Annotated in this window: 18 protein-coding genes; 11 read left to right on the forward strand and 7 right to left on the reverse strand. The window is 41.1% G+C overall.

Annotation, left to right across the window (positions count from 1 at the left end):
• Positions 1 to 200 precede the first annotated feature (200 nt).
• Complete coding sequence (locus tag DTW91_RS06535; protein ID WP_125202583.1) at positions 201 to 518, forward strand: twin-arginine translocase TatA/TatE family subunit; 318 nt, start codon at positions 201 to 203, stop codon at positions 516 to 518.
• 3 nt (positions 519 to 521) lie between these two features.
• The gene (locus tag DTW91_RS06540) at positions 522 to 1082 is read left to right on the forward strand and encodes a phosphatase PAP2 family protein (RefSeq protein ID WP_125202584.1); all 561 of its coding nucleotides are present in this window, start codon (positions 522 to 524) and stop codon (positions 1080 to 1082) included.
• Between the two features lie 37 nt (positions 1083 to 1119).
• Here DTW91_RS06540 and DTW91_RS06545 read toward each other — a convergent pair whose 3' ends face one another.
• Positions 1120 to 1593, reverse strand: coding sequence for a 23S rRNA (pseudouridine(1915)-N(3))-methyltransferase RlmH (locus DTW91_RS06545; protein WP_125202585.1), 474 nt, complete (start codon positions 1591 to 1593; stop codon positions 1120 to 1122).
• Between the two features lie 31 nt (positions 1594 to 1624).
• Here DTW91_RS06545 and DTW91_RS06550 point away from each other — a divergent pair, with 31 nt between their 5' ends.
• Positions 1625 to 2560 carry a YihY/virulence factor BrkB family protein gene (locus DTW91_RS06550; RefSeq protein ID WP_125202586.1) on the forward strand — a complete coding sequence of 312 codons (936 nt, stop codon included), beginning with the start codon at positions 1625 to 1627 and terminating at the stop codon, positions 2558 to 2560.
• Between the two features lie 278 nt (positions 2561 to 2838).
• Here the strand turns inward: DTW91_RS06550 and DTW91_RS06560 are convergent, their stop codons facing one another.
• The 6 genes from DTW91_RS06560 to DTW91_RS06585 all read right to left on the reverse strand — a co-directional run bounded on the left by DTW91_RS06560 (position 2839) and on the right by DTW91_RS06585 (position 9560).
• Positions 2839 to 5037 (reverse strand): RelA/SpoT family protein, encoded by a 2199-nt coding sequence (locus DTW91_RS06560; RefSeq protein WP_125202588.1) that lies wholly within the window; start codon positions 5035 to 5037, stop codon positions 2839 to 2841.
• Between the two features lie 113 nt (positions 5038 to 5150).
• Entirely contained in the window at positions 5151 to 5954 is an 804-nt protein-coding gene (proC, locus tag DTW91_RS06565) for a pyrroline-5-carboxylate reductase (protein ID WP_125202589.1), read from the reverse strand.
• A 10-nt stretch (positions 5955 to 5964) separates the two neighbouring features.
• Positions 5965 to 6666: a DsbA family protein gene (locus DTW91_RS06570; protein ID WP_125202590.1), complete on the reverse strand. Its 702-nt coding sequence runs from the start codon at positions 6664 to 6666 to the stop codon at positions 5965 to 5967.
• A gap of 219 nt (positions 6667 to 6885) precedes the next feature.
• Entirely contained in the window at positions 6886 to 7899 is a 1014-nt protein-coding gene (gene murB / locus DTW91_RS06575; protein ID WP_125202591.1) for a UDP-N-acetylmuramate dehydrogenase, read from the reverse strand.
• Positions 7896 to 8345, reverse strand: coding sequence for a hypothetical protein (locus tag DTW91_RS06580; protein ID WP_125202592.1), 450 nt, complete (start codon positions 8343 to 8345; stop codon positions 7896 to 7898). The genes murB and DTW91_RS06580 overlap by 4 nt, the downstream gene beginning before the upstream one ends.
• 12 nt (positions 8346 to 8357) lie before the next feature.
• Positions 8358 to 9560 (reverse strand): pyridoxal phosphate-dependent aminotransferase, encoded by a 1203-nt coding sequence (locus tag DTW91_RS06585; RefSeq protein ID WP_125202593.1) that lies wholly within the window; start codon positions 9558 to 9560, stop codon positions 8358 to 8360.
• A gap of 264 nt (positions 9561 to 9824) precedes the next feature.
• Here DTW91_RS06585 and DTW91_RS06590 point away from each other — a divergent pair, with 264 nt between their 5' ends.
• The 8 genes from DTW91_RS06590 (at position 9825) to sucD (ending at position 17820) form a co-directional block, all read left to right on the forward strand.
• A complete protein-coding gene (locus DTW91_RS06590) occupies positions 9825 to 10457 on the forward strand; it encodes a YiiX/YebB-like N1pC/P60 family cysteine hydrolase (protein WP_125202594.1) in 633 nt (210 codons plus the stop codon).
• Between the two features lie 180 nt (positions 10458 to 10637).
• Positions 10638 to 11852 (forward strand): HD domain-containing protein, encoded by a 1215-nt coding sequence (locus tag DTW91_RS06595; RefSeq protein ID WP_125202595.1) that lies wholly within the window; start codon positions 10638 to 10640, stop codon positions 11850 to 11852.
• A gap of 73 nt (positions 11853 to 11925) precedes the next feature.
• Complete coding sequence (gene lpxD / locus DTW91_RS06600) at positions 11926 to 12948, forward strand: UDP-3-O-(3-hydroxymyristoyl)glucosamine N-acyltransferase (protein WP_125202596.1); 1023 nt, start codon at positions 11926 to 11928, stop codon at positions 12946 to 12948.
• Between the two features lie 48 nt (positions 12949 to 12996).
• A complete protein-coding gene (locus DTW91_RS06605; RefSeq protein ID WP_125202597.1) occupies positions 12997 to 14391 on the forward strand; it encodes a bifunctional UDP-3-O-[3-hydroxymyristoyl] N-acetylglucosamine deacetylase/3-hydroxyacyl-ACP dehydratase in 1395 nt (464 codons plus the stop codon).
• A gap of 3 nt (positions 14392 to 14394) precedes the next feature.
• Complete coding sequence (gene lpxA / locus DTW91_RS06610; protein ID WP_125202598.1) at positions 14395 to 15183, forward strand: acyl-ACP--UDP-N-acetylglucosamine O-acyltransferase; 789 nt, start codon at positions 14395 to 14397, stop codon at positions 15181 to 15183.
• 24 nt (positions 15184 to 15207) lie between these two features.
• On the forward strand, positions 15208 to 15771 hold the full coding sequence (gene efp / locus DTW91_RS06615; RefSeq protein WP_125202599.1) for an elongation factor P: 564 nt from the start codon (positions 15208 to 15210) through the stop codon (positions 15769 to 15771).
• 163 nt (positions 15772 to 15934) lie between these two features.
• A complete protein-coding gene (locus DTW91_RS06620) occupies positions 15935 to 16837 on the forward strand; it encodes an LpxD N-terminal domain-containing protein (protein WP_125202600.1) in 903 nt (300 codons plus the stop codon).
• 110 nt (positions 16838 to 16947) lie between these two features.
• A complete protein-coding gene (sucD, locus tag DTW91_RS06625; RefSeq protein ID WP_125202601.1) occupies positions 16948 to 17820 on the forward strand; it encodes a succinate--CoA ligase subunit alpha in 873 nt (290 codons plus the stop codon).
• Positions 17821 to 17825: the final 5 nt, after the last annotated feature.

Here is a 17825-nt window from a genome sequence, read left to right on the forward strand (position 1 = left end):
AGAGCTCTCAATTTTCATTGGGAGTTCTTTTTTTTGGCAGACGCTTGACCGCTTGTCCGGACTTGAAACTTTATTATATTAACAAAACGATAATGGAGTAAAGTTTTTCTTAATCTTCAAAATCCTTTTGGTAATCTATTTATGATAAAATTATAGCAAGCAATGTCTGTTAGATTTATAAACTTTCTTAATTTTGTCAAATGGAATTGAGTATTGGAGAAATGCTGATGATTGCCTTGGCAATCGTCGTTTTGTTCGGCCCCGATAAATTACCCGAGATCGCAAGAGGTCTGGGCGAAGGGGTGCGCAAGATGCGAGGCGCGGTAGACGATATCAAAACCGAAATTATGAAAGAAGGCGACAATCCTCTTTCCGAAATCAAAAAAGAAATTGATAACGTCAAAAAGTCTGTGCAAGATTACAATCCGGTCGCCAATAAACCGCATTCCGCAGCCGATGAAAAGCCAAAAATTGACCTTTCCGACGACGAAACACACCAAGGACCTGTAAGCCGATAGAATATGAATGGATTGATTGAAAAAGACCAGCAACTTCTTCTTTTCCTCAACGGATTGGGCAATTCTGTTTTCGATCCTTTTTGGATTACTGTGAGCGAAAAATGGATTTGGATACCGTTTTATGCGATATTATTATATTTGCTTTACAAAAGTTTCCCGCTCAGAAAGTTAATATTCATCCTTCTTTTTGTTGCTATTGGCATCACAATATCCGATCAGTTGGCGAACATTTTCAAGCACGGCATCCACAGATTGCGGCCTTGCCACACCGAGTCTTTGATGCATCGGATGCGCTTGGTACTTTGCGGAGGCAAGTACGGCTTTTATTCGGGTCATTCTTCCAATTCCTTTTTCCTATTCAGTTTTCTTACGATCATGATCGGAAAGAAATACAAATATCTGCCTTATATTTTATTCGTTTGGGCGAGTATTGTTGCTTACAGTCGCATTTATCTCGGTGTTCATTTTCCTTTAGATATTGCATTCGGTGCGGCGGTCGGATTTCTTTTAGGAGGTCTGTTGGCCGAGCTTGCCAAAAAAGTTGTGAATAAACCACCAGCTTGATAATTCTCTTCATAAAAATCATTCATCCATTATCAGCTTAGTCGTTATGATAAGGCTTTCCCTGCAGGATTGTCGCAGCTCTATAAATTTGTTCTACGAAAAAAAGGCGAATCATCTGATGCGTGAAAGTCATTTTCGACAAAGAGATTTTCTCGTTAGATCTTTGATAGATTTCGTCGGAAAAACCATAAGCGCCACCCACCAGAAAATTAATTTTCTTCACAGAAGTTCCCAGCCAAGCCTCCATTTTCTCGGAAAATGCGCGACTGCTGTACTGCTTTCCTTTTTCGTCGAGAAGGATTACGAGTTCGCCCGTTTCAATTTGATTCAGAAATAATTTGGCTTCTTCTTTCTTTATTTGAGCCGATGTAAGATTTTTTGCATTCTTAATATCCGGCAATTCGATAAGCTCAAAATTCCAATGTTTTGGGATCCTGGGAAGATAATATTTGATGAGAGCGATGATTTCAGGGTCATCGGTTTTCCCGATGCAGATTAAATTAATACGCATTTACTATATTTGTGCAGCAAAGATAAAACGAATGGCAAAAAGAATTCGGCGGTTTTTCTGGAAAATCAGAAACTTTTTTGATGGGATTCATATTCCGGGTTTAGGGATTTCTCTTTGGGAGATGTTCTCCATCTATTCCGATGCGATCTTCAAAAACCCTTTAGGAAGGCAGGCTGCCAGCATTTCGTGGAACTTTTTCCTCAGCCTTTTCCCTATGATTCTCTTCTTCCTCTCGGTTTTGCCCTATATGCCTCATTACGACAAGCTCCAGTTCTACATTTTCGAAGTTCTGATGCCAAGGATTTTTCCCTCGCACATGCAAAGCGATGTGACGACCTATATCCAAGAAAACATCATCCCGAATATGAAATCCATCAGTAATCTCACGATACTTTTGTCCTTCGTATTTGCGACCAACGGGTGTTTTACCCTGATCAATGGTTTCAACAGAAACACCGAATTGCAAAGAGGTTTTGTGAAGGAATATCTGTTGGCGATGCTGGTCACCATTTGTTTCCTTACCTTCGTTTGCCTTTCGATTTTCGGCATCTATTACAGCGAGGTGGTGCTGAAACTCTACACGCCGACCTACGACATCAGTTGGTTTACCAGAAACTTGACCAAAATCATAAGCTTTGTTTCCTTCCCTGTTTTCTATTTTGTTTTGCTGGCTTTGTTTTACTGGGTGGGCTGCCTCAAGATTACAAGAATAAGGGAAGCGCTTCCCGGTGCGCTCCTCACGACGGTTCTGTTCGTGCTGCTCACGTATTTTTTCGCAATTTACGTCGCCGATATTGCAAAATACAACGTACTTTACGGCTCCATTGGTTCCATTATTTTGGTAATGGTTTGGGTAAACGTGAATGTATTTTTGGTTTTAATGGGGAATGAACTCAACCTTGCCATCAAAAAAGTGAAACTCGAGAAGATTGTCCGCGACGAAATGAGAACGATCAACGAATTTTAATGGCAATCAAACTTATTTAATTCCCAAAAAAATATTATATTTACAATACAAAAAGCAACCAACTCTAAAAATATAGCAATATGGCAAAAGGTCAAGACGTCAAAAAAGCGGTGAAAAAAGAGCCACTGAAAACGCCAAAAGAAAAAAAGGAGGCCAAAAGAGAAAAGAAAAACGCTTCCAAAAGAGATTAGCTCCACAAAACCTTTCGCAGAAAAATGCCGAGAGGTTTTTGTTTTTTTTTAAGCTCAATTTTGTAGATTTTTCGGGAAAACCGATCGCTATAAACGCTTCACCTTAGAAACGCCATTGATGCTTTTCAGTTGTTTGAAAGTCTCTTCCAGCTGGCTTTTATTTTTCACTTCAAGGTTGATGTTTCCTGTGAAAATCCCGTCGTTAGAGGCAATACTCATACTTTTCATGTCCATATTCATAGAGCCGCTGATGACCGCCGTAATGTCGTTGATCATTCCAATCCTGTCCAGCCCTTCGATCTCGATTTTGACCCGGTTTTTGAAACTTTCAGCATTCACCCATTTGGCTTGGAGCACGCGGTAATCGTAATTTGCTCTCAGGTTGATGGCGTTGGGGCAATTGTCATTATGGATTTTGATGCCGTCGGAAATGGTAATGAATCCGAAAATCTTATCGCCCGGAATCACCGTGCAGCATTTTGCGAAGGAATAATTCAGTTTTTCCTCGTCTTTGCCAAAGACAATCATATCCAGATTAGAATCTGCCTTTTCGGCATATTCCTCTTTGTTAGATTTTCTGAATCGCTGAAAGATATTGCTGAGAATGCTCTTGCCGTCTGCATACCTTTTGATATCGCCAATATCGAAAGTTCCATTTTGGAAACCGAGGTACAGGTCCTGAGACGTTTTCAGGTTCAAAAATTTTTGCAGACCGTTGATTTCCTCTTCAGAAAAATTCAACTTGGCGTGGCGCATTTTTCTTTGCAGTATTTCTTTTCCTTCTGCCGTGTTTTGATTTCTTTCGGAGTTTAAGATGTTTTTTATTTTTGATTTGGCTTTGGAAGTCACCACAAACTCCAGCCAGTCTGCTTTTGGTTTTTGATTCTGAGAAGAGAGGATGTCCACCTGATCACCGTTCTGAAGAACATAGCTTATGGGTACCAATTTTCCGTTGATTTTGGCTCCGAGACATTTGGTGCCGAGATCGGAGTGTACAGCAAATGCGAAATCCAGCGCCGTCGCGCCGGTGGGCAGGATTTTGATTTCACCTTTCGGCGTGAAGACGAAAACTTCTTTGGAATAGAGGTTTAATTTGATATTGTCCAGCAGTTCGGATGTACTTAGATTTTGCTGCTGCTCCAGGACCTCGCGAATCTCTGCCACCCAGCTTTCGAAGCGCTGATCATCGTTGCTTTTGCGGTAGCCTTCTTTATATTTGTAATGGGCTGCGACGCCTTTTTCCGCAATCTCGTTCATCCTCTCGGATCGTATCTGCACTTCGATCCATTTTTTATCGGGACCCATCACGGTGAGATGGAGACTTTCGTAGCCCGTCGATCTGGGTTGCGAGATCCAGTCGCGCATCCGCGATGGATTGCTTTGGTAAAGATCCGTTACGATAGAATAGATTTTCCAGGCAAGAAATTTTTCATTTCTGCGGTCCGATTTGTAGATGATTCGGATGGCATAATTGTCATAAACTTCCTCAAAACTTACATTTTGCTTCAGCATTTTGCGGTAGATTGAGCTGATGGCCTTCGCCCGACCTTTAATCGTAAAGTTTAGATTTTCCTCCTTCAGCTGTTCGGAAACTTCTTTGGTGAATTCCTCTACATATTTTTCCCGAACTTCTTTGGCGGTTTCCAGCTTTGTTAAGATTTCGTTGTAAACTTCCGGATTGCTGTATTTTAGAGAAAGATCTTCCAACTCAGACTTGATGGAGTAGAGCCCCAATCTATGGGCAAGCGGCGCATAGATATAGATGGTTTCCGCTGCAATTTTTTTCTGCTTTGCCGGATGCATGCTTTCCAGCGTTCTCATGTTGTGCAGCCTGTCCGCAATTTTGATGAGGATGACGCGAAAATCCTCAGACAGCGTGAGGAGCAGTTTTCTGTAATTTTCGGACTGGACGGAGATGTTCTGCTGGTTCATCGCAGAGATCTTTGTCAGGCCGCTGACGATGTCGGCAATGGTTTTGCCAAAGATTTTAAGTAGATCTTCGTAGGTGTATTCCGAATCCTCAATCACGTCGTGCAGCAATGCGCAGGCAATGCTGGTAGCGCCCAATCCCACTTCGTTCGCCACTATTTTGGCCACCTCTATCGGATGATAGATGTATGGTTCGCCGCTTTTTCTCCTTTGGTCTTTGTGCGCGTCCAGAGCGATGTCAAAGGCTTTGCGGATCAACTTGTTTTGCTCCTCATCCAGCGTGCGGTAGGTATTGGAAATGAGGTCTTTATATCGGCTAAGGATTTCCTTATTTTCTTTTTCTAAATCGTAGATCATCGGATCTTTTATCTTTTAACGAATATAAGAAAAATAAGACGGATTGTCAATAGGTAAATGCGACGGGTTTCTTTTTTACCGCAACTTTTTTTGATAAATGATAACGGCGCAAATTATTTATTCAGTTCCTTAGCGCGATTTTCGGCGGCCAAGATTCCTTTTTTCAATATGGATTTTAATTCCTTTTCCTCAAAGATTTTCAAGGCGGCTTCAGTGGTTCCGCCTTTTGATGCTACATCTTTTATGAGTTCTTCCAAAGATTTATCCGAATTATTGATGAGGTGATAAGCGCCCAACATCGTCTGTTTTACGAACAATTTAGACAGATTCTCATCGATTCCCATTTCCGTACCAGCTTTTATCATCGCATCAACGATGTAGTAGAAATAGGCCGGTCCGCTCCCGGAAAGCGCCGTGACGCCGTCCAACAGACTTTCATCTTCCAGATAGACGGCGCGTCCGGTGGAATTTAAAAGGCGTTCAACATTCATTAACTCGGAAAAAGAAATGCCTTCAGCGGCCGTGTAACCCGTAATTCCCATTCCCAATAGAGCAGGGGAATTGGGCATCGCCCGAACAACGAATTTATGATCGAGAAGTTTCTGGATTTTCTCAATAGAAATCCCTGCCATTATAGATAAAACCAAAGATTTTTCCGAAAGTTTGAAAGTTAAATTCTCAGCTACAAAAGCAAAATCTTGAGGTTTCACAGCGATGATAATTAAATCTGCTTCCAGCTTTTTGATTTCCCCAAAAAAGGAAATTTCAGAGTCGGGAAAAGATTCTTTCAGCTGAACTTTTTTGGCCTCGTTTCTTGTGATCAGGTGAAGATTTTGTGGTTTTAGCAATTCATATTTCAAGAATGATCTTGAAAACGAAATCCCCATATTTCCGGCGCCCAAAACTGCGATTTTCATTGATTAGTTTTTAACAATTTCCTTCAATGCCGCAAGAATCGCCTTCTTCGAGAATGTTTAATTTTGAATGGTTCTCAGAAAATTCTGACCAACTTTTTTCCAAAGCTTCGGCGAAAAGATGCGTGGGTTGCGCTCCGGAAACGGCATATTTCTGATTGAAAACAAAAAACGGAACGCCTCGGATTCCAAGATTTGAAGCTTCTGAAATATCGTGGTTTACAAGTTCCGACAATTGGTCGGAATTTACTGCATTTTCGATTTCTTCTTTTGAAAATCCAACTTTACCACCGATTTCTGCCAGAACTTCCACATTATCAATATCTTTTCCGTGGATAAAATAAGCTTCGAAAAGTAATTCTTCCATTTCTGAAGCTTTCCCTTTCTTCTTCGCCAGTTGTACCAGCATTTGACTTTTGAACGAATTGGAAACCTTCACTTCATCAAAATTGAAATCAATACCCGAATTTTTCCCCGCCTGGATTAGGTTTTCGTGCATCTGCCTCACTTGTTGCATCGGGAGACCTTTGACTTGGGAAAGGTATTCGTAATGATTTTTGCTGAGATCGGTTTTCAAGTGGGGATCCAATTGGAAAGAGTGCCAATTGACCTCGATGTGTTCCCGATGTGCAAAGTTTTGCAGTGCTTTTTCGAAATTTTTTTTGCCTATAAAACAAAACGGACAACGCGTGTCGCTCCAAATATCTACTTTCATATTTTTTAAATTAGTAAGATAATAAAATTACAATTTTCTCTTCGTAAAAACGATAGTTTATACCTATTTTGCATTATAATTTTCTTAAAAATTTTTGTGAGATTTTTTAAGAGATTATTTTTACCCTGCAAATAGACGCATTCATTAAAAATCATTTAAAAGATTCTTTAATAGTCCATGAAGAATCATATCTTATTCTTCTCAATTGAAAATTGAAACTTAAATAATATTCACTTCGCGTTCCAGCTCAATCCCATATTTTTCCTTCACAGAATCAATAATCATTGTCGAGAAATCAAAAATTTCTTTGCCAGTAGCATTTCCGGTGGCATTGATGATGACGAGAGCCTGCAATTTGTGCGAAGCCACATTTCCAATCTGTTTTCCTTTCCAGCCAGTTTGTTCAATCAGCCAGCCAGCAGGAACTTTCACAAAATCGCCATTTGGATAACCGGGAATAGTCTCGAATTTTTGTTTTAAATCTTCGAATTGAACTAAAGGAATTGTTGGATTTTTAAAGAAACTTCCGGCGTTGCCCACCACTTTTGGATCGGGCAGTTTGCTTTGTCGGATGTTGATCACCGCTTTTGAGACCTCCTGAATTGTAGGATTTGAAATTCCCATATTTTCAAGTTCGGTTTTAATAGCGCCATATTCAACATTAATATTATGATTTTTCCGCGTTAATCTAAAAGTAACCTCCAGAATCACATATTTTCCTTTAGCTTCTTGTTTGAAAATCGAATCTCGGTAGCCAAATCTGCATCGTTCCAAATCGAAAATTTCTGTTTCTAAAGTTTCCAGATTCAGAACCTTGCAACTTTCGAAAACATCCCTGATTTCAGTTCCGTAAGCACCTATATTCTGCATCGGCGACGTGCCGACATTTCCGGGAATTAATGATAGATTTTCTAATCCACCATAATTTTTTTCCAAGCAATACGTTACAAATTGATGCCAGTTTTCTCCGGCTTTTGCAGTGATTAGAATTTCGTTTTCATCGATGATTTCTTCGCGGATTCCTCTTAAATTTAATTTCAATATCAAACCCTCAAAATCTTTGGTGAAGAGAATGTTACTTCCGCCGCCTAAAAAGAGTACAGGCTTTTTATCGTTTGAAAGGTTGAGAATTTCTGTGAGTTCTTCTACGGAACTAACTTCTGCGAAAAATCGTGCAGAAACATCGACGCAGAAAGTATTGAAAGGTTTTAGGGAAACGTTTTCCTGAATCATTGCTTGTTTTGCGAGACTAAATTATTCAGCGCTTTTTTCAATTGTTCCAATTGTTTGTAACCGGCAGATTCTGCCGGAACATTGTAGAATTCGTATTCTTTTTCAGACGTTTTGATCCGGAAAATTTCGTCGGATCCGTCGTACAGACCACGCCTTTCTCCACTTTTCGTTGCCTCCAACAATGAAATATCAAGTCCGGAAATCAGTTTTTGCCAGTCTTTTGAACTCATTTTCTTTTTAAAACTTGGAAATTCACTCATTTTACCACCTCTTGCCGAAGCTTCCAAGCTGTCTTTGGTAGCCGTCACCGAAGTTGCGCCGCCTCTTCCGAAGGTTTCGCTGTACGTTACAGATTGGATTGTGCTGCTCTGAGCCGATGTTTTGCAGCTCAACAAGAAGATCGACAAGGCAGAAAGTAGCAATCCTGTTTTTAGTATTTTCATCATAATATTTTTATTTTAATTGGATTCGGAATTATATTTTTGAATGGCATCTTTCAAGATTTCGACGCTTCTTATCAGATCTTCTTGTTTCAAAACGTAGGCAATTCGAACTTGTTTTTTTCCCAATTCTGGATTGCTGTAGAAGCCGCCCATCGGCGCCACCATCACGGTTTCGCTGTTGTTGGAATAACTTTCCAGCAGCCATTGTGCAAATTTCTCGGTATCGTCCACAGGTAGTTCAACGCCGCAGTAGAATGCACCTTTCGGAGTCGGACAGATCACGCCCGGAATCTCATTCAATAATCCGACCAAAAGATTTCTGCGTTTTGTATATTCTTCTCGCACATTTTGGATGTATTCAGCATCATTTTTATGAGCAGCCGTTGCGGCAATTTGTCCCAAAAGAACCGGACTCAATCTTGCCTGGGCAAAAAGAATCGCCGCATCGTGGATTTTTTTCGAACGGGTAATCAGACAACCGATTCTGACGCCACACATCGAATATCTTTTGGATTCTGAATCGATAACGATCACATTATCTGAAACTTCCGAAAATTCTAACATCGAAATTTGCTTCTCGCCATCATAAACGTATTCTCGGTAAACTTCGTCGGAAATAATCACGATGTCGTGTTTTTTTGCAATTTGAGCCAGCTGTTCCAGCTCTCCTCTGGAATACAGATAACCCGTTGGATTTCCGGGATTACAAATAATAATAGCTCTGGTTTTTTCAGTAATTTTTTTTTCAAATTCAGCGATAGATGGCAAAGCAAAACCGGTATCAATCGTTGATGGAACCGCAACGACCTTGATGTTGAAGGTTCCGGCGAATCCGTTATAATTGGCATAATAAGGTTCCGGAATAATTATTTCGTCGCCGTCGTCGCAGAGGGTGGAGATGGCAAAGTTAAGGGCTTCTGAACCGCCATTTGTCACGATGAAATTATCTGTAGTTAGATCCGTAAATCCTAATGAATGATAATAATCTTTCAGCGCCGTTCGGTATTCCAAATTACCTTCGGAAAGTGCATATTCGTAGATTTTCAGATGGTTGTTTTTGACCGCTTCCCGCGCAGTTTCCGGCGTTTCTATATCGGGCTGACCAATGTTGAGGTGATACACTTTGATGCCTTTTTGTTTGGCTGCAGTTGCAAACGGAACGAGTTTTCTTACAGGAGAAGCGGGCATATTTTGAGCACGCTGAGATATTTTTGGCATTCTTTATAGACTTTGGGATACAAAAATAGTGATTTTTTGGTTGTCGGTTGATGGTTGCCTGTTGATCGTTTTTAAAATTCGAAAGAATGTGACTGGAGGACGAATCGATAAAGTACAGGCGAAAATAGCGACTCAAAAAAAAATGACAATTAATGCTGTCCGAAATTTTAATCTTCAGTTATCTTTGCAATTATGAAATCGCCTCGAATTGTAACATTTTTGAAGATCGAGCGATTGCATTGGATTTTAAAATAAATATCTAAAATGAAAAAATCGTTCTTACTTTTTTTGTTCTTGTTGACATTAAGTTGTAGAACTTACAATACCTCAATTTTGGAAAACGGCGATTTGCTTTTTGTGTCGGCTGTGGAAACGGGACTGTCCGGCGCCATCAACAATGTGACGCAAACGGAAAAGAAAACATCTTATGACCATATCGGAATCGTGAAAAGAGAGGAAGACCATTTATACGTTCTGCACGCCGCTCCCAAAGGCGGTTCTCAGAAACAAAAATTAAATCGGTTTTTGAGAGAACAGACGAAAAAGGGTCAGACAATTGATATTTACCGTTTGAAATTCGAATACCAATCGGCGATTGCCAATGCGATTTCGACGGCCGAAACTTTGGTTGGGAAACCGTACAATTTCAATTACATCTTGAATGAAAATTCCTATTACTGTTCGGATTTTGTGGAAAGAGCGTTCCGGGATCATCAGATTTTCAAATTAGAACCAATGACTTTCATCGATCCGAAAACCAAACAAACCAATGCGTTTTGGGAAAAATTTTATCAGGACAGAAATCTGAAAATTCCAGAAGGTGAACCTGGTTGCAACCCCAATGGTTTGGCGGCATCGGATAAATTAAGCAAAATTGGGGAACTAAAAATGAACTGAGAAGGTTCGTGCCGCTGACTCCGTTTTTTTGTGGCAAGTGTTTCGATTTTAGTTCATAAAAAGAGATATAGACTCCATCCGTTTCTATTTAGTAAAGCCCAATTTTATAATAATTTTCTTTTAGCATCGTTGAATTTCTCTATTTTTGTATCATTCATCAACTATTCATTTAATCAGATTGTGCAGAACAAGCTAAAAATTATCAACGATCCTGTTCACGGCTTTATCAAAATCCAACACGAAATTCTTTTTGACGTTATCGAGCATCCCTATTTCCAGCGGCTGAGACGCATTTCGCAGACGGGCTTGCTGTCCTTAATCTTTCCCGGTGCAAAACATACGCGTTTTCATCATGCTTTAGGCGCTATGAATCTGATGTTCAGAGCATTGGAAACCTTGAGACTCAAAGGAACCCAAATCTCCAAAAAAGAAGAGGAAGCCGCGATGTTGGCGATTTTGATGCACGATATTGGTCACGGTCCCTTTTCTCACGCCTTGGAAAATATGCTGATGGACGATTGGCAGCACGAGAAAATTTCAATTTTGTTAATGACCCGGTTGAATCAAGAATTTGGCGGAAAACTAGATTTGGCGATCAATATGTTTCAAGGAAAATATTCCAGAATGTTTTTCAATCAACTCATTTCCTCTCAGTTGGATGTCGATAGGATGGATTATCTCAAGCGGGACAGTTTCTATACGGGCGTTTCCGAAGGCAGTGTGAATGTGGACAGAATCATCTCAATGATGAACGTGAGCAAGGATAAACTCGTCATAGATGCCAAAGGCATATATTCGGTTGAGAACTATTTGACCGCGCGGATGTTTATGTATTGGCAGGTTTATTACCACAAGACCGCAGCGCTGGCAGAACACGTTTTGGTTCAGATTTTAAAGAGGGCCAAATATTTGGTTTCGCAGCATTTGGAATTGGAAGCACCTGCGAATCTCAAATATTTTTTGACCAAAAATCAATTTGACGAAGCCACCGAAGAAGACATCAGGAGGTTCACCTTGCTAGATGATATGGATGTTTTCCAGGCTATAAAAGAATGGACAGAGAATCCGGATTTTATCTTATCGAAACTTTGCAAAATTGTAATTTACAGAGATTTTCCCAAAAGTATCATTTCCTCGAAACCCTTTCCCGAAGAATTTATAAAAGACAAAATTGACAAAACCAACCGTTATTTTAATATAAGGAATGGAGAAGAACTGGTTGGTCAGATTTCACGTTCGCTTTTGCCTTATGACACCGAGAGACAGCCCATCTATCTGATGGATAAAGCCGGAAAGACATTCAAACTGGAAGAGTCGGAAAACCAAATATTATTTGGCTGTATGGAAAATTCTACCGAGAAATATATTGCCTATTTTCCGAGAGAAATTCTATGATTGGCACACAGGGGATTTCGATTCGTCATAAAAAATTAACGGATAATTAATAAAATATTTATCTTTGCAAACTATGGAATTTACGGCGCAACAAATTGCTAATTTTATCAACGGGAAAATCATCGGGGATCCCGAAACGGTCATCACAGGTGTTTCGCCCATAGAAAATGGTGAGAAAGGACACCTGTCGTTCATTGGGCAATCCCGTTTTTTAGAATTTTTGGACGAGACGCAATGTGCCGTTCTCATCGTTTCCGAAAGTTTGTTGCAAAACAATCGGCAGTACAGACCGGTCATTATCGCCGTAGAGGATGCCTATCTGGCTTTTCAGGTGCTGATGAATCTTTATCAAGAGATGCAGGATAGGCGCAAGGGTATAGAGCCGGGTTCTTTCTTCCACGATACTGCAAGAATAGGACAAGATGTCTATATCGGCGCCTTTACGTATGTTTCAGAAAATGCAGCTATTGGTGATGGAACGCAAATCTATCCGCATGTGTATATCGGAAAAGCCGTTACAATCGGAAAAAACTGTAAAATAGACAGTGGTGCAAGGATTTATGACCATTGCATCATTGGTAATAACTGTATCATCCATTCCAACACGGTTATTGGTGGCGATGGCTTCGGTTTCCAACCGACGGAAGAAAGTTTTAAGAAGATCCCACAACTCGGAAATGTGGTTATCGAAGACGATGTAGAAATCGGATCCAATTGCAGCATAGATCGCGCCACTATAGGCTCTACCATCATCGGGAAAGGAACCAAGATCGATAATCTGATCCAAATTGCTCATAATGTGAAAATCGGAAAGAATAATGTGATAGCCGCGCAGACAGGCATTGCCGGCTCTACCACTATCGGCGACTGGAATCAAATTGGTGGTCAGGTGGGCATCGTAGGTCATATCAAAATTGGAAATCAGGTGAAAATTCAAGCCCAAAGCGGTGTCAATTCCTCGGCAAAAGATGGCGAAGTTCTGTACGGCTCGCCGGCCATTAATTACAGCGACTATAGAAAAAATTACGTACATTTCCGTAACTTTACCAACATAGTTAAGAGAATAAGCGATTTGGAAAATAAAAAATCAGAGTAAAGGTACCAGAAGCCAAGAAGCAGTTCTTTCCGTTTCAAAACAATTACAATGAGTGACAAGCAAAAAACAATCAAAGAAGAAGTCCAGCTTTCAGGCATCGGTCTTCATACGGGCAAAGAAGTGATTCTTACTATGAAGCCCGCCAAAGAAAACACCGGATATGTATTTGTAAGAACAGATCTCGAAGGCCGTCCGCAGGTAGAGGCTGATATTAATTACGTAACCAATACAGAAAGAGGAACGACGCTCGAAAAGTTAGGCGTCAAAATCCAAACTTGTGAGCATCTGCTCGCCGCACTGGTAGGCATGGGCATCGATAATGTCTGCCTCGAGATGAATAGTGCCGAGCCGCCAATTATGGATGGCTCCTCAAAATATTTTGTAGAAGCCATTGAAAAAGCCGGCATCCAGGAGCAAGATGTCGACAGAGAATACCTCGTCATAAAGGAAGTCATGAGTTACATCGATCCTACTACAGGTTCCGAAATCACGATAATTCCCGCAGATGATTACGAAATTACAACAATGGTGGACTTTGGCACCAAGGTCTTAGGCACGCAAAACGCCAGTATGAAAAATCTCTGCGAGTTCAAAACTGAGATTGCTCCGGCCAGAACATTCAGTTTCCTGCACGAATTGGAACAGCTTCTGGATGCCGATCTTATCAAGGGAGGCGACCTCAGCAACGCCATTGTTTACGTAGATAAAGAACTGACCCCTGAAACAACCGAAAAACTGAAATTAGCCTTCGGAAAAGACGAAGTCTCCATCCGGCCCAACGGGATCTTGGATAATTTGACGCTCAACTTCCCCAATGAAGCCGCCCGGCATAAGTTATTAGATGTGATCGGCGATCTGGCCTTGGTAGGTGTCAGGATCAAGGGTAGAGTAATCGCCAACAAACCCGGGCATTTTGTCAATACGCAGTTCGCAAAAAAACTTAACAGACAATACAAATTGCAGAGAAGAAAAAATGTCCCCGATTTTGATCTCAAGGCAGAACCCGTTTTCGACATCAATGGCATTATGAGACTTTTGCCGCACAGACCGCCTTTTCTTTTGGTAGATAAGATTTTGCAATTGTCAGAAGCCCACGTTGTTGGTTTGAAGAACGTCTCGATGAACGAGCCCTTCTTCATAGGTCATTTTCCGAAAGAGCCTGTGATGCCCGGCGTATTGCAGATCGAAGCGATGGCACAGGTTGGTGGGATTTTGGTCTTGGCCAATGTGCCGGATCCGGAAAATTATTCCACTTATTTTGTCAAGATGGATAATGTAAAGTTTAAGAAAAAAGTCGTTCCCGGAGATCAACTTATCTTTAAAATAGAATTGATGGAGCCGATTAGACGAGGAATTGTGCATATGCAGGGTTACGGTTACGTGGGAGACAGCGTGGTTGTAGAAGCTGAACTTATGGCTCAAGTTGCAAAAACTAAAAATTAATTTATGATTCACCAGCTTACAGCAGTAGATCCTCGTGCCAAGATCGGTAAAAATGTCACCATTGAACCCTTCACAACCATAAGTGCCAACGTAAGCATTGGTTCCGACACTTGGATAGGTCCGAATGTGACAATAATGGAAAATGTAAGAATCGGCAAAAATTGTAAGATTTTCCCCGGTACCGTTATCGGAGCCATTCCGCAAGATCTTAAATTTGATGGCGAAGAAACCGAGGTCATCATCGGAGACGGCACCACGCTCCGCGAATGTGTCACCATCAACAGAGGTACCAAGGCGTTGGGATATACCAAAGTAGGCAACAACTGCCTCATTATGGCGACATCGCACGTGGCGCACGACTGCGTCATCGGGGATAATGTGATCATCGCCAATGGCTGTGGCATCGCAGGACACGTCGAGATTGGCGATTTTGTAGTAATGGGTGGCCTTTCTGCCGTACAGCAATTTGGAAAAATCGGAAAGCACGTGATGATTTCCGGCGGTTCACTAATCCGAAAAGATATCCCGCCTTACGTAAAAGTCGCAAGAGAGCCTATTTCTTATGCAGGCATCAACTCCGTCGGGCTCAGAAGACGAGGATTCACCAATGATAAAATCTTCGAAATCCAAAAAATATACAGAGCCATCTTCCAGATGAAAATGAATACGACACAGGCGATAGAATTCATAGAGAAAGAAATGCTCCCCACTGTAGAAAGAGATGAAATCATCACATTTATCCAGAACTCGCCGCGAGGAATCGTAAAAGGATACGGATCTAATAAAGAATAAAAAAAATTAGCATAAATATAAACAATGGCAACAAGCAACGATATTAGAAAAGGACTTTGCATCGAATTTAATAATGACATTTTCAAAGTAATCGATTTTCTACACGTGAAACCGGGCAAAGGACCGGCCTTCGTACGAACAAAGTTAAAATCTGTAACCAACGGAAAAGTTTTGGATAATACGTTCTCTGCTGGTCACAAGATCGATGAAGTAAAGGTCATCACAAGAAAATTCCAATATCTTTATGATGACGACAATGGCTTCCACTTTATGAACAACGAAGATTTTTCACAAATTTATCTCAACAAAGAGATGATCGAAAATTCTCAACTGATGAAAGCCGGAGAAGAAGTCACCATCATCCTCAAAGAAGCAGACGAATCGCCCCTTTCCGCAGAACTTCCTCAGTCCGTATATCTGGAAGTTGTCGAAGCGGATCCCGGCGTAAAAGGAAACACCGCCACCAATGCGCTTAAAAGCGCCACCGTAGAAACAGGAGCCAGAGTAATGGTGCCTCTTTTCATCGAGCCAGGAGACAAAATAAAGATCAATACAGAAGACGGATCTTATTTGGAAAGAGTCAAATAAAATTATAGCAGGAAGCTGGAAGCGTGATGTTTTCCGGCTTTCTTTTTGCCAACTTTATTCTCCTTTTGCTTCCAATCTGTCATTCGGAGGTGCGCTAAGCGGTAGATATATTTATATTTTGGTTTAAATTTTTAATCTAATGTCTAAAATCTAAGATCTAACTATGACATTCAACCAGCCACAGAAACTCAAAACAATAGCCAATATCATCAATGCAAAATATATCGGGCCAGCCGATTTGCCCGTTTTGGGAACCAACGAGATTCATATGGTGAAAGCCGGAGAAATTGTTTTCGTAAATCATCCAAAATATTACGACAAAGCACTCCATTCCGACGCTACGATAATTCTTATCGACAAAGAAGTAGAATGTCCTGCGGGAAAGGCGCTTCTTGTATCTGATGATCCTTTCCGAGATTTTAATAAAATCAATACCCATTTCACTCGAATTTCCAATTTCCGAGAAGAATTGCACGATTTGGAAGTGGGCGATGGGACTTTCATTCATCCTTCTGTGACCATTGGGAATGAAGTGAAAATAGGCAAGAATTGCCACATTTTTCCAAATGTCGTTCTTGGCGACAGAACCAATATTGGGGATAATGTGATCATCCAAGCCAACACCGTCTTGGGGGGCGATGCTTTCTATTACAGAAAACTCAACGGGAATTTCGACCGATTAATTGCCGTCGGAAATGTCGTCATCGAAAATAATGTGGAAATCGGAAGCTGCTGTACGATAGATCGCGGCGTTACAGATTCAACAACCATTGGCGAAGGAAGCGTTTTGGATAACCAAATACAAATCGGTCACGACACAATTATCGGTAAAAGATGTCTGATTGCTTCCCAAACCGGTATCGCAGGCTGCTGCATTATTGAAGATGAGGTTACGATTTGGGGACAAGTTGGAATGGCTTCCGGCGTAAGAGTCGAAAGCGGAACAGTGCTTCTTGCAAAAGCTGGTGTCAATAGAAATCTGAAAAAAGGAACTTATTTCGGACCTATTGCAGAAGAATTTCGCGAGTACCTAAGAAAGGAAGTGAAACTGAAAAATCTGAAGTAAATCATATTATCTAAATTCAAAAAATGATGGGGAGCCCTGAAGTTTCCGATTATTATCTCTATTTTTGTGAGTAGCAAAATTTTTATAAAAATCAATAAATTACAATAGAAATGTCAGTATTAGTAAACAAAGATTCTAAAGTTATCGTACAAGGATTTACCGGAAACGAAGGTACTTTCCACGCAGGACAAATGATCGAATATGGAACCAACGTTGTAGGCGGTGTCACCCCCGGAAAGGGAGGTTCCGAACACCTTGGGAAACCGGTATTCAATTCGGTTGCAGAAGCGGTGGAAAAAGCAGGAGCCAATGTGAGTATTATTTTCGTTCCGCCTGCCTTTGCCGCCGATGCTGTGATGGAGGCTGCCGAAGCCGGTATCAAAGTTATTGTATGTATCACAGAAGGGATTCCGGTTGCTGATATGGTGAAAGTAAAAGATTATATCCAAGACAGAGATTGCCGCTTAATCGGACCAAACTGTCCAGGCATCATCACGTCCGACGAAGCTAAGATTGGTATTATGCCGGGATTCGTTTTCCAAAAAGGAAAAGTAGGGATCGTTTCAAAATCCGGAACTTTGACCTACGAAGCTGCAGATCAGGTCGTGAAAGCAGGTTTCGGAGTTTCTACTGCCATTGGAATTGGTGGAGATCCCATCATCGGAACCACGACAAAAGAAGCTTTGGAATTATTCATCAACGATCCTGAGACAGAGGCCGTGGTAATGATTGGCGAAATTGGCGGATCCTTGGAAGCAGAAGCTGCAAGATGGTACAAAGCCAGCGGTTCAAAAAAACCAGTAGTAGGCTTTATCGCTGGACAGACTGCACCAAAAGGTAGGACGATGGGTCACGCCGGCGCCATCGTGGGCGGTGCAGATGATACCGCTCAGGCAAAAATGGCTATTATGAGAGAAAATGGGATTCACGTGGTAGATTCTCCGGCTGAGATTGGGATGACAGTTGCAAAAGTCTTATCATAATTATC

The organism is Chryseobacterium sp. SC28 (assembly GCF_003932955.1).
Taxonomy (GTDB): Bacteria; Bacteroidota; Bacteroidia; order Flavobacteriales; family Weeksellaceae; genus Epilithonimonas.